This is a genomic window from Oleiphilus sp. HI0132 (assembly GCF_001635845.1).
On sequence record NZ_LWGJ01000763.1, the window covers coordinates 1 to 285 of the forward strand.

The following is a 285-nucleotide window of genomic DNA, read 5'->3' on the forward strand; positions in this document are numbered from 1 at the left end:
CACCCAACACTTTGGCTTTCAGCTTAGTGATCTCACGTGCTTTGGGTTCGAAAAAGATGTGGTCGATACGCTGGTATAACTGCGCGTCTTCATCCGACACATCAGCAGAGAAACAACAGGTATAGACGTCACGTGGCTTCTTCTTTGACAACCATAGATCGTGGTATCCCTTACCCACTGCTTGTAGGTAAGGTGGGATCAAAGTACCTAAACCGAAAGCAGACTCAAATGGCTGGTCTTCTGGGCTACTATTAAAATCGCCTACCAATATCACTGGAACGTCTG

1 protein-coding gene is annotated in these 285 nt (G+C 46.7%); it reads right to left on the reverse strand.

The window, feature by feature from the left end; genetic code table 11:
• The coding region (locus A3766_RS30800; protein ID WP_197479462.1) for an endonuclease/exonuclease/phosphatase family protein at positions 1-285 on the reverse strand (285 nt) is incomplete at both ends.